The 12,724-nt window shown below is 35.4% G+C and carries 8 protein-coding genes; 7 read left to right on the top strand and 1 reads right to left on the bottom strand.

Annotation, left to right across the window (positions count from 1 at the left end):
* The first annotated feature begins 254 nt into the window (after positions 1 to 254).
* The 7 genes from HHU12_RS31260 (at position 255) to rlmN (ending at position 11,560) form a co-directional block, all read left to right on the top strand.
* Positions 255 to 2,786, top strand: coding sequence for an ATP-dependent Clp protease ATP-binding subunit (locus tag HHU12_RS31260; protein ID WP_169660671.1), 2,532 nt, complete (start codon positions 255 to 257; stop codon positions 2,784 to 2,786).
* Positions 2,787 to 3,027: 241 nt separating this feature from the next.
* Entirely contained in the window at positions 3,028 to 3,372 is a 345-nt protein-coding gene (locus tag HHU12_RS31255; protein WP_169660670.1) for a hypothetical protein, read from the top strand.
* Between the two features lie 55 nt (positions 3,373 to 3,427).
* A complete protein-coding gene (locus HHU12_RS31250; RefSeq protein WP_169660669.1) occupies positions 3,428 to 4,597 on the top strand; it encodes a hypothetical protein in 1,170 nt (389 codons plus the stop codon).
* Between the two features lie 116 nt (positions 4,598 to 4,713).
* Positions 4,714 to 7,260: a DNA gyrase subunit A gene (gene gyrA / locus HHU12_RS31245; protein WP_169660668.1), complete on the top strand. Its 2,547-nt coding sequence runs from the start codon at positions 4,714 to 4,716 to the stop codon at positions 7,258 to 7,260.
* 244 nt (positions 7,261 to 7,504) lie between these two features.
* Positions 7,505 to 8,701, top strand: a complete 1,197-nt coding sequence (locus HHU12_RS31240; RefSeq protein ID WP_169660667.1) for a tetratricopeptide repeat protein — start codon at positions 7,505 to 7,507, stop codon at positions 8,699 to 8,701.
* 108 nt (positions 8,702 to 8,809) lie between these two features.
* Entirely contained in the window at positions 8,810 to 10,387 is a 1,578-nt protein-coding gene (locus HHU12_RS31235; RefSeq protein ID WP_169660666.1) for a tetratricopeptide repeat protein, read from the top strand.
* A gap of 126 nt (positions 10,388 to 10,513) precedes the next feature.
* Positions 10,514 to 11,560 carry a 23S rRNA (adenine(2503)-C(2))-methyltransferase RlmN gene (gene rlmN, locus HHU12_RS31230; RefSeq protein WP_169660665.1) on the top strand — a complete coding sequence of 349 codons (1,047 nt, stop codon included), beginning with the start codon at positions 10,514 to 10,516 and terminating at the stop codon, positions 11,558 to 11,560.
* A 65-nt stretch (positions 11,561 to 11,625) separates the two neighbouring features.
* On the opposite strand, the gene HHU12_RS31225 is transcribed toward rlmN, so the two are convergent.
* Entirely contained in the window at positions 11,626 to 12,480 is an 855-nt protein-coding gene (locus HHU12_RS31225; RefSeq protein ID WP_169660664.1) for a DUF4476 domain-containing protein, read from the bottom strand.
* Positions 12,481 to 12,724: the final 244 nt, after the last annotated feature.

Here is a 12,724-nt window from a genome sequence, read left to right as displayed (position 1 = left end):
AGTGTATTCAGAAGAGGACTTAATAAAGTGAGAGAGATGATTAAAAGTGTTGATTTCAAAGACTTTACAAATATGATTTCTCATTTTAGGATGAACTATCTAAAAATCATCGGGTAGAGTAGACAGAAACCATTATTAGATATATCCATTATCCTGATTTAAAATTTTCACTCCTTTTTATTTCGTTAATGAATATTAATTCTGTATCTTATTTTAAGAACTAAAAATTATTTTAATTATAAAATTCCCTAACCATGGAGGCAAAATTTTCGAATAGAGTCAAAGAAGTGATCTCTTTAAGTAGAGAGGAAGCTTTGCGCCTTGGCCATGATTATATTGGCACAGAGCATCTCTTGCTGGGTATGATTCGTGAAGGTGAGGGATATGCGATTACTTTATTGAAGAAGTTAAGCGTCAATCTTAACGATTTGAAGGACGCTATTGAGCAGTCTACTAAAAGCACTGCCAATTTCAACGTAAAAAACCTCGCAAACATCCCACTAACGAGACAATCCGAAAAAACGCTTAAAATAACATATTTAGAAGCTAAAATCTTTAAATCTAGCCTAATTGGTACAGAACATCTGTTATTATCAATACTTAGAGATGAAGATAACTTAGCTACCCAAATTTTGCAGCGTTATGATGTAAACTATGATGTAGTCAAAGAAATGATCGAATTCCAAGGAGAAAACCCAACAGCTTCATCAAGCACTGATGACGATGAACCTCAATCAAAAGGAGGAGGATCATGGAGCTCTCGTCCAGAATCATCAAAGAGTACAGAGAAATCTAAAACTCCTGTCTTGGATAATTTTGGTCGTGACCTTACTAGCTATGCCGAAGAGGGAAAACTAGACCCAATAGTCGGTAGAGACAAAGAGATCGAAAGAGTAGCTCAAGTGCTTTCGAGAAGAAAGAAAAACAACCCTATCCTGATCGGTGAGCCAGGTGTAGGTAAAACAGCTATTGCTGAAGGACTAGCTTTACGTATAGTTCAGAAAAAAGTATCAAGAGTGTTGTTCGGCAAGCGTGTCGTTACATTAGACCTTGCTTCTTTAGTGGCCGGTACTAAATACCGTGGTCAGTTTGAAGAGCGTATGAAGGCGGTAATGAACGAGCTGGAAAAAGCACCAGAAGTCATTCTATTTATAGATGAAATTCACACGATTGTTGGAGCAGGTGGCGCTTCAGGATCGCTTGATGCTTCCAATATGTTTAAGCCAGCATTAGCGCGTGGCGATATACAATGTATTGGTGCCACTACTTTAGACGAGTATAGACAATATATTGAAAAAGATGGTGCATTAGCACGTCGTTTCCAAATGGTGATGGTAGACCCTACTTCTCCTGAAGAAACGATTGAAATCTTGAATAATATCAAAGGAAAATACGAGCAGCACCACCACGTAGATTATTCTGAAGAGGCGTTGCAAGCTTGTGTGAAATTCTCTGATAGATATATTAGTGACCGTTTCCTTCCAGATAAGGCGATTGACGTTTTAGATGAAGTGGGAGCACGTGTTCACATCAACAATATCCATGTTCCTGATAATATCTTGAAACTCGAGCAAGAGATTGAAGATATTAAGGAGGAGAAAAATAAGGTGGTCAAAAGACAGAAATACGAAGAAGCTGCGAAGCTACGTGATTCTGAAAAGAAATTGATCGAAAGCCTTGACACTGCAAAAGAAGCATGGGAAAAAGAAACAAATGAAACCATCTACCCTGTTACTGAAGATGATGTAGCAGCAGTTGTAGCAATGATGACAGGTATTCCTGTTAACCGTGTTGCAGAAAGCGAAGGTAAGAAACTGATGAATATGTCAGAAGACCTTAAGGGTAAAGTGATTGGTCAGGATCAAGCAATTGAAAAATTAGCGAAGGCTATCCGTAGAACACGTGTAGGCTTGAAAGATCCTAAAAAACCAATCGGTTCATTTATCTTTTTAGGACCAACTGGTGTCGGTAAAACAGAGTTAACGAAAGTGTTAGCGTCTCATTTATTCGACAAAGATGATTCATTAGTACGTATCGACATGTCGGAGTATATGGAGAAATTCTCTGTATCTCGATTGGTTGGAGCGCCTCCGGGCTACGTTGGATATGAAGAAGGTGGTCAGTTGACTGAAAAGATCAGACGTAAACCTTATAGCGTAATCTTATTGGACGAGATTGAGAAAGCACACCCTGATGTGTTCAATATCTTACTTCAAGTATTAGATGACGGTATCTTAACAGATGGTTTAGGTAGACGTGTTGATTTCAGAAACACAGTAATCATCATGACTTCAAACATTGGTGTTAGAGATTTGAAAGATTTCGGTACGGGTATTGGTTTCAATACGCAAACAAAATTGGACAATCATGACGCTGAGATGCAAGGAACAATTCAAAAAGCATTGAAAAAGGCTTTTGCTCCTGAATTCTTAAACCGTTTGGATGATGTGATTATTTTCAACTCTTTAGAAAGAGAGCACATCCACCAAATTATTGATATTTCACTTTCTAAATTATTCGAAAGAGTAATTGCTATGGGATATCAAATTGAAGTCACTGAAAAGGCTAAAGATTTCTTATCTGAAAAAGGCTATGATCCACAGTACGGTGCGAGACCTCTTAACAGAGCAATCCAAAAGTACCTTGAAGATCCAATGGCTGAAGAAATCCTTGGTGGCGACATTGCCGAAGGTGATACTATTCTTGCAGATTATTCTGGAAAGGGTGATGCTCTGACAGTTACGATCAAAAAGAATGTAACAAAAACAGAATCTGAGGAAGATTAATCTTCTTTTTAAAGATAATAATAGGGTCGTTTCTTAATTTGAAACGGCCCTTTTTCTGTATATTTCAAGGCGAAAAATTGATACCATCCATCATAATATGGTACTATTCTATGAAAATAGATTACTAGTTGAACCTTTTTACTAACTTGATGTATCATTAAATCGAAACACCCGTATTAAGGATTATTAAGTATTACTTTGTTACGTTTATAATCCATAAATTAAATTACTCCTTATTGCCATGAAATTAACTACTGAACGCCTGTCTTCTCTACTTATTACCAGTGCTCTATTTGGTACTAACATTGAATTAAGTGAAAAAAATAAAACTGTTGTCACAATAGAATCACCTGTCGCACAACACAATCTGTCCACATTTGATGAACTAAAAGAAAAAATCACAGGTGTAACTGTTTCTGAAATGATGTCTGGTAAAATCATACTTAACCAGCTCGTTCCTTCCACTTTAGACTTATCTTTTATAACCACAGGAAACTACATCCTTTCTATAAAAATGAAAAGCGGTGAAATTTCTAGAAAAATGTGTGTTCAACAACTTGGAGGTTATAATGTTGTCCGTGCTTAGGCAACTGAATAATTGAAAAGTCACTACCTTTGTCATGAACTTTTAAAATAAAGTCATGACAAAGAACTTCATTAAATATTTTTTATTTACCTGTATATCTTTATTGTCCATTGCATCATATGCTCAAAACTTGATTCCCAACCCAAGTTTTGAAGATTATCATGAAGCCACTAGAGGACATGCCCATTTGGATAATCTCAAGGAATGGTACAATACCAATCAAAATCAGCCCAAAACACTATATGGTACTCCTGACCATATGTTTATCAATGAGAGTCAACCCTTAAATGGTATCAAAGACAACTTCACTCCTAGAACTGGACAGTCTGTTTTAGGTCTGATCAATTATATGCAAAGAGTTGTCAACTACAGAGAGTATGCTTCCATCAAACTGAATAAGGTGCTCAGAAAAGGAGAGCAATATCAATTTACAGCCTATATAAGTAGTGGAAACAAAGTGGCTTATGGTGGTATTGCTACCAACGGTTTAGGTTTTGCATTTACCAATGAGAAACTAAAGCAAAGCATTTATGAACCACTTTTAAGCGTATCACCACAATATCAATTAGAAGATATTTTTTATGCTACTGGCTGGACTAAGATTACTTTTACATTTGTAGCTGAAGAAGCTATTAAGTACCTGACTATCGGTAATTTCAAAGATGATCTTCAAACTGATTTAAAATATATCAATTACGATATAGACCCTCAATGCTACATTTATATTGATGATTTATCTTTAGTGCATATTCCAAGCGACACCCCTCCTGAGGAAGAAAAAGTGGAAGAACCTGAAATTGTAGTGACAGAAAAACAAGAACCGGTAAAAACAGAAGAATCTGAAGAAGTTGTTGTAGAGGAAACTCAAGCTCCAGAAACCTTAGTTTATGAAGACCGTCCGGTCGAAAATCAATCTTCAATTTACATCACTACTTATGATATCACTATTCAGATATGGGACGACAGGACCATTGATGGTGACATTGTTTCAATATTCTGGAATGGTGAACATGTTGTCGAATATTATGAGCTGACAGCAAAGAAAAGGAAGTTTAAAATCACTTATGAACCAGGAAAAGAAAACCGCTTGATTTTATACGCTCACAACCTCGGAAAGGTCCCTCCTAACACCATGGCAGTGGCAATAAAAGCAGGAAAAAAGAAGCGGGAATTGAATATTAAATCCGACTTGGGAAAATGTGGCGCAATTCAGTTCAAACGATAGAAATTAGATCACTTTTTTCCTTTAAAAAACCCTCATTTTTTGTATCTTGCATTTCCTTAAAATGGAGATTTTTTCTTCATTTTTTCAGATGTGAAAACATATTCTAATAAATATACATGGCAGACGAAAATATCATCTCTATCAACATAGAGGACGAAATGAAAAGTGCCTACATTGACTACTCAATGTCGGTGATCGTTTCTCGTGCTCTTCCAGATGTAAGAGACGGTCTTAAGCCTGTTCACAGGCGTGTATTGTACGGTATGGCTGAGCTTGGACTTAGTTATAACCGTTCATATAAGAAATCAGCAAGAATCGTAGGTGAAGTACTTGGTAAGTACCACCCTCATGGAGATTCTTCTGTATACGAAACAATGGTACGTATGGCTCAACCTTGGTCATTACGATACATGTTAGTCGATGGACAGGGTAACTTCGGATCAATTGACGGCGATTCTCCTGCAGCAATGCGTTATACGGAGGCTCGTATGAAAGAGATCTCTGGAGAAATGCTTGCCGATATCAAAAAAGATACTGTCGATTTTGAACCTAACTTTGATGATTCATTAAAAGAACCATCGGTTTTACCTGCAAGAATTCCTAACCTTCTTTTAAACGGGGCATCGGGTATTGCAGTAGGTATGGCAACAAATATGGCACCTCACAACCTTCATGAGGTTTGTGATGCGATCATTGCCTATGTCGAGAATCCTGACGTAACAATGGATGAGTTAACGGATATCGTTAAAGGTCCTGACTTCCCAACAGGTGGTATCATTTACGGTTATGACGGTGTGAAAAAAGCATTGGAAACTGGCCGTGGTAGAGTAGTAATGAGAGCAGTAACTGAATTTGAAACACTTTCTTCGGGACGTGAGCAAATTGTAGTTTCTGAAATCCCATATATGGTCAACAAAGCAAATATGATTGAAAAAACTGCTGAGTTGGTCAATGAAAAGAAAATCGAAGGAATCTCTGCTATCCGTGATGAATCGGATAAAAGCGGTATCCGTATCGTATATGAATTGAAAAAAGACGCAGTGCCGGACGTAGTGTTAAACCACTTATTCAAGCAAACTGCTCTTCAAAGTTCTTTCAGTGTTAACAACATTGCACTTGTAAAAGGAAGACCAAAACTTCTTAACCTACATGATATGATCAAGTATTATGTAGAGCACAGACATGATGTTATCATCCGTAGAACACAATTCGAATTAGCTGAAGCAGAAAGAAGACTTCATATCTTAGAAGGTTACTTAAAAGCTTTAGATAATCTTGATGAGGTAATTGCTTTAATTAGAGGTTCAAAAGATGCTGAAATTGCAAGAGCGGAATTAATTTCTCGCTTTGAGTTCAGTGAACTTCAAGCAAAAGCAATCTTAGAAATGAGATTACAGCGTTTGACAGGTCTTGAAAGAGATAAAATCGTTCAAGAACACGCTGAAGTTAGTGAATTAGTTGAAGATTTAAGAGATATTTTAGCTCGTAGAGAACGTCAGATGGATATCATCAAGACAGACTTAGTAGAGTTGAAAGATAAATATGGAGACGAAAGAAGATCAAACATTGTTTATAATGCTGATGATCTAGACATCGAAGACTTAATTGCTGACGAAGAAATGGTCATCACTATTTCTCACGAAGGTTACATTAAGCGTACTCCATTAAAAGAATACAAATCACAAGGACGTGGTGGTGTTGGTTCAAGAGGTGCATCTACAAAATCAGATGATTTCACAGAACATATGTTCGTGGCTTCGAACCATAACTACTTGTTGTTATTCACGAATTTAGGTAGAGTATACTGGCAGAAAGTATTCCGTTTACCTGAAGGAAGTAAAACAGCGAAAGGTAGACCACTTCAAAACCTATTGAACATTCAAGAAGGTGAAAAAGTACAAGCAGTAATTTGTACTAAGAACTTGAATGATCAAGACTACATCAATAATCATTACTTATTAATGGTTACTGAAAAAGGTATTGTGAAGAAAACGGTATTGGAAGCGTATTCTAGACCAAGAACAAATGGTATCAACGCCATCAACATCAACGAAGGTGATAAACTATTCAATGTGATGTTGACAAATGGTCAAAACGATATCATCATTGCCACTCGCATGGGTATGGCTACTCGTTTCAACGAAGATAAAGTTCGTTCGATGGGTAGAGGTGCTACAGGTGTGAAAGGTATTGTTCTTAACGGTGAAGAAGATGCTGTTGTAGGTTTAGCGGCTATCTCTCAAGATGAGTTAGAAGCTAAATCATTAATGGTTATCTCTGAAAACGGATACGGTAAACGTACTTTATTAGAAGAATATCCTTTACGTACGAATAGAGGTGGTAAAGGTGTGAAAGCAATGCAAATCACTGATAAAACAGGCAAGCTTTCAGCATTATTCTCTGTAGAGGAAACAGACGACCTTATTGTAATCACTAAAGAAGGTATCACAATCAGAACTGCTGTAAATAACTTCAGAACTATGGGTAGATCTACTCAAGGAGTGAAAGCAATTCGATTAAATGATAATGACGAAATCTCATCTGTAGAAATTGTTCCGACAATTGAAGAGGAAGAAGAAGTTGTTGAAAATAATGAAACAACTGAAAACCCTACAAATGAAGCAAGTAATGAAAATTCTGAAGATACCACTTCTGAAGAATAAGACTTACTTTCATTGATTTCATAAGAAAGGTACTTGTGCATAACGAGTACCTTTTTTTATTGAAATTATAGTAAGTACTGTGACAGAAGAAAAGGGATGATTTTAGTTTAATATTTTTTATTCTAATCAAGGCAGGTTTGCAGAGCATAGCCTTAGTTACGCGATAAAAATCTAACGAAGAGTAGGATAAAAAAGATAAGGTAAAATATTCGTTTTCTTTTGTTCTGGTACTTATATTCGGAGTATGAATTTAAATTTCAATCGTTGTTGTTTTTGGGGCATCATACTATTGTTCACCCTCAACTTTTCAAGCAGTGCTCAGATCAAAAAAATTCAAGAACAAAACTTGAGTATAGCTCGTCTTGCCATCAACAACAATGAACCACTAAAAGCTTTAGTCCCCTTAAACCAACTCCTTGAACGTGATCTCACACGCGAAGGTGAACTAGAAGTTATGACTCTTCTGGGGAAAACCTATTCTATTCTTTCTCTTGATGATTATTGTTCTGACCCCAACAATAAGGAGAACTGTAATGACTATGTACATTCTACTACCTTCTGGTATAATAAAATTTTAAATAAAACAGATAAAAACGAAATCTTCTACCTCTATACAAAAGCAGAACTAGATCGTTTTTATGATAATATGCTCACCAAAGGTGTTAATGCTTTTATCAATGAAGACTATATTGAAGCTGAATTTTATTTCGATCAGACCTATATTATAAATAATGATGATAAGGTCAGTTGCCGCTATGCGATGATTTGCAGTGAAGCCTCTCGGCATTATGAGAAAGCTTTAACTTATTCTGACAGACTTTTAGAATTAGGATATGACAGCACGGATGTATATGAAAGCAGAGCCTTCTTTTTTGAGCAACTAAATCAACCGGAACTAGCTTTGGCTGAAGTTCAAAAAGGGATTATCAAACACCCCTCACAATACTCCTTAATTTACAGAGGTGTGGGTATATGTATTCGAAGAAAATGGTATTCACAAGCCTTAGAAATTTTGAATAATTACCTTAAAATCGACCCTTTTGACACACATACACTTGTAGCTACTGGAATGGTATATGAAGAACTAAATGATTTCAATCGAGCCGTTTTACATTATACAAAAGCAATACATTGCAACCCCTACAGTTTTGATGCTTATTTCAATCTTGGACAAATACAATTTAGAGAAGCTATTGAGAATCAGAAAACTCTGTATAATTGGAGCAGGTTAAAGAAAACAGAAGATTTTAAAGACATCCACAAAGGAGATATTCGTAAAACTGTAAAGTTTCATCTTGATCAAAGTGTGATAAATTTAAATGTTGCTTTCGAGTTAGATCATGAAAATGAGGAAGTAATCTCAACATTACGTAATGCTTATGGTTTATTAAATAAAACGAAAGAACTAAAACGTATGGATGATACGTTAGATAATATGTAAGTGCAAAATTTATGTCACACATCATCAAAAATATGCTTGGAAAATACTATGTTTGCACTTTGAGGAATAAATAATTGTATTCTAAGCTATATAACATATAATATTTCTATGAAATTTACGAAAATCATAACTGTTCTTGCATTATCAGCTGCTTTCTCTACTGCAGCAATGGCACAAGAAAAAGGTTCTGCAACTAAAGCTGCTTCGTATTTAGCGAAAGGTGAGATTGATCAAGCGAAAACTGAGATTGAAAACGCAGTTGGCTATGAAAAGTACAAGCTGGAGTCAAAGGGCAAGCCAGTTGTCGTAAAAGAAAAAACTCTTGAAATTCAAGGTGACGTTTACAGTACTATTGCAAGAGGCGAAGCTACTCCGACAGAGGAAATTCCTACTGATATCGAAAAAGCAATGGCCGCTTTCAATGAAATCAAAGCGAGAAAAGAAGAGTCTGGTAAAGAGTCTGCATCTTATAAATCAGTTTGGGATAACCAAGGTGTAGATATGGCTACAGGTCAAATCAAGCCATCTAAAGTAGATGATCTTTGGGGTCACTTCTTCAACATTGGCGCTGAAGCATTCAATGATCAAGATTACAATAAAGCTATGGAAAACTTCAAGTTGGCTTTATCTGTAAAAAGCGATACTACTACAGGTAAATATGGTTTCTATGCATCTGCTTTAGCAGAAGACGAAGCTAGTGATGAGGAAGCTCCTGAAATCCGTAAAACAACTAAGATGTTCATCAACACGTTGTTCGAAATGGATTACCACGATCCTCAACAATATTTCTCTTTACTTCGTTATGCTGCTGAGGACGCTGAGCCTGCAGAAATGAGAATTGATGAGTTAAAATATGAGATCAGAGATGCTGAAACAGTAATTTCTAAATCAAATAAAACAATCGAGCAATCAAGTGAGCGTTACGAGTACTTTACTAAAGGTGGAGGACGTAAATACCGTACTGCAAGTCAAAAAGCAGCACAAGCAAAAACTGAAGTTGATGAGGCTACTGCTGAGTTAAACAAAGCACAAGCTACTTTAGATGCAGCTAACAAAGAAACTAAAGAGTTAGAGGCAAAAACAATGAAAGTATACGAGGAGTGTTTACAAATCGCAATCAAAGGTTCAGAAAACAATCCTGGTAACCCTACTTTAACTTCTCAAATGGTTTCTTACTATGTGAAGTTAGATAAATTAGATGAGGCTATCGCATCAGTAAAAGAGGCTATCGCTAAAGATCCGTCTGACGAAGGTATGAACTTCAACCTTGCTGTTCTTTATGACCAAGCTTCAGAAAAAGCTCGTTCAAAAGACGACAATGCTAAAGCGGATGAATACTTCGAACTTGCAGCTAAGCAATACAAAGCTGTTATCGAAATCAACCCTGAAAGCAAAAATGGTTTATTCAACTTAGGTGCTTTATATTATAACAGAGCAGCTGCTTTCAATAAAGATTTACAAGATCTTCCAATGAAAGGAATGAACTACGAAGATCCAGCTAAAGCTGAGGAGTTGAAAGGTAAAATGATGGAGTATGCTAAGTTAGCTGTTCCTTCTTCAGAGAAAGTTGCTGAACTTTCTCCAGATGAAAGCAAGTACTTAGTTCTTCTTTCAAGAATTTACTACATGACAAAAGATAACGATAAATTAGAAGCTGTAAACAAAAAGTTAGAAGCAATGGAATAATTCCTTTCTAAAGCTTAACAGTTTTTTAATTTTACATAGAAAAGCCCGAACTTCGCATTGAGGTTCGGGCTTTTTACTCTCTAAATCAAAAAGTTGTGATTTTGAGATCAAGTATATTTTACATCCATGATAAAATCGAAGAAAAAAGACATACGAAAACTATCATCTGATAAGATTAAAGATTTTCTTGTAGAGAACGGAGAAAAAGGATTCAGAGCAAAGCAAATTCAGGATTGGCTTTGGAAAAGTTCTGTTACTTCATTCGATGAAATGACTAACATTTCTAAGAAAACAAGGGAGTTATTGGATGAACATTTTGAGATACTTCCTATTTCTGTATTCAAGGCACAACAGAGCAGTGATGGGACAATTAAATCAGCTTTTCAACTTCATGACAAACATTTAGTAGAAGGAGTATTAATACCTGCAGAACCAAGAATGACAGCTTGTATTTCTTCTCAGGTGGGTTGTTCACTTACTTGTTCATTCTGTGCAACAGGCTACATGGATCGTAAGAGAAACCTTGATGCCGCAGAGATCTATGATCAAGTAGTTGCCATTGATAAACAAGCTCAAGATGCATACAATACAGGGTTGACTAACATTGTTTACATGGGTATGGGTGAACCTCTTTTAAACTATAAAAATGTACTTGAATCTGTAGAGAAAATCACTTCTCCGAATGGTCTAGGAATGTCAGCAAAAAGAATCACAGTATCTACAGCTGGTATTGCTAAAATGATCCGTAAACTTGGTGATGATGATGTGAAGTTTAATCTAGCTCTATCTCTTCATGCAGCAAATGATGAGAAGAGAAATAAGATTATGCCTATTAATGAGCAAAACACTCTTGAGGTGCTAAGAGATGCTTTAAAGTATTTCTTTAGTAAGACTAAGAACCCTGTTACCTATGAGTATATTGTTTTCAATAACTTCAATGACTCTCTAAAAGATGCAGAAGAACTTTATCAGTTTACTAAACACCTGCCTTCTAAAGTGAATATCATTGAATACAATCCTATTTCTGAAGCTGATTTTCTCAATGCTAAGGTAGATAAGATCCAACGTTTTGCTGATTATTTATCTAAGAAAGGAGTGAACGTTCATGTAAGAAGAAGTAGAGGAAAAGATATTGACGCTGCCTGTGGGCAACTTGCTAATAAAGAAAAATAAAAATAAAGGCTAAGTTTTCTTCTCGATTACTTAGCCTTTATTTTTGACTTTGTACTTAGCTCAAACTAATAATGGTGAAATTCTATATGTTCATCATTTTTCACTTGATCTGTCATATATTTATCTAACTCATAATGGGTGATTCTATCAATTTCTTTCTTATGAAATAAATTCACAAAATGGGTTCGGACAGACGATAAGTTATCTAAATCATAAATCTTATCAATAGCACTATTGAAAACTTTCATCTTATCATTTTCATAATTGTATAATGATAAAATACCATTCAGCTGATGAACAGATATTCCTTTATCCTTAACTTGATTAATAAAAACTTCTACTTTTTGACTAGAAATAGATTCTAGCTGTATTGCTCTTTGAACATCAAAGAAGTCAGAAGATGACATCGGCTTTTCATGACCTATCCTACCTCTGTATTCCGGAACATAAACTACCTTTACTTCATAATCTTCTAATTCATCTTCTAGTTGTATCGTTTTTTGATATTCCACAATTTCCTGCTCTGTAGTATTCAACCCCTCCGAAATATCCTGATGCATATTACTTAAAAAAGAAACAAACACTTCTTGATAAGCTTCATCTTCAAAGTGAAAGTCTGTATCTACTAAACTTGATTTATGATCAGTATGCGAAAATGCATAATATAAAAATTCTATACGGTCTTGATCGGATTGGAAACAAGAGGAAAGACCACCAAGCTTTTCACTGTCCATACAATATTTTTCAACAAATATTTTAGATGATTCTAACAAAGCTGATGAAGACATTACTTTAAAGGACGTTAAGACTTCTGTAAAATGCCCATTCGAAATTGGAGTGCAATTTGTCGTTTCTATATTTTGTGTAAAACCAATGGTTGATAAAAATAAGAAACATAAGATAGTTATTAGGTTTTTCATAGTAAAGATAAGGGTCAAATTCTGTAAAACTATTATCGATTATTACAGTGACAAGCTATAGTAATTATATAAGAGTATTCTAACATCTCTAACATACCCCTTCTATTTTTTGTTACATTTATACAAATGCATAATACAATATCTTAGATAGATACAATTTATTTATTCATTAAACACAAAAAAAGGTTAGTCAACATCTTGTGTTAACTAACCTTCTGTATTTAATGAATGTGGCGCCGACTTA

This window comes from Flammeovirga aprica JL-4 (genome assembly GCF_012844305.1).
Lineage (GTDB): Bacteria > Bacteroidota > Bacteroidia > Cytophagales > Flammeovirgaceae > Flammeovirga > Flammeovirga aprica.
This window is presented reverse-complemented; position numbering and strand designations above follow the sequence as displayed.

Coding starts and splice junctions, on each gene's coding strand:
- HHU12_RS31260 (WP_169660671.1), top strand. CDS start 255: ATGGAGGCAAAATTTTCGAATAGAGTCAAAGAAGTGATCTCTTTAAGT.
- HHU12_RS31255 (WP_169660670.1), top strand. CDS start 3,028: ATGAAATTAACTACTGAACGCCTGTCTTCTCTACTTATTACCAGTGCT.
- HHU12_RS31250 (WP_169660669.1), top strand. CDS start 3,428: ATGACAAAGAACTTCATTAAATATTTTTTATTTACCTGTATATCTTTA.
- gyrA (WP_169660668.1), top strand. CDS start 4,714: ATGGCAGACGAAAATATCATCTCTATCAACATAGAGGACGAAATGAAA.
- HHU12_RS31240 (WP_169660667.1), top strand. CDS start 7,505: ATGAATTTAAATTTCAATCGTTGTTGTTTTTGGGGCATCATACTATTG.
- HHU12_RS31235 (WP_169660666.1), top strand. CDS start 8,810: ATGAAATTTACGAAAATCATAACTGTTCTTGCATTATCAGCTGCTTTC.
- rlmN (WP_169660665.1), top strand. CDS start 10,514: ATGATAAAATCGAAGAAAAAAGACATACGAAAACTATCATCTGATAAG.
- HHU12_RS31225 (WP_169660664.1), bottom strand. CDS start 12,480: ATGAAAAACCTAATAACTATCTTATGTTTCTTATTTTTATCAACCATT.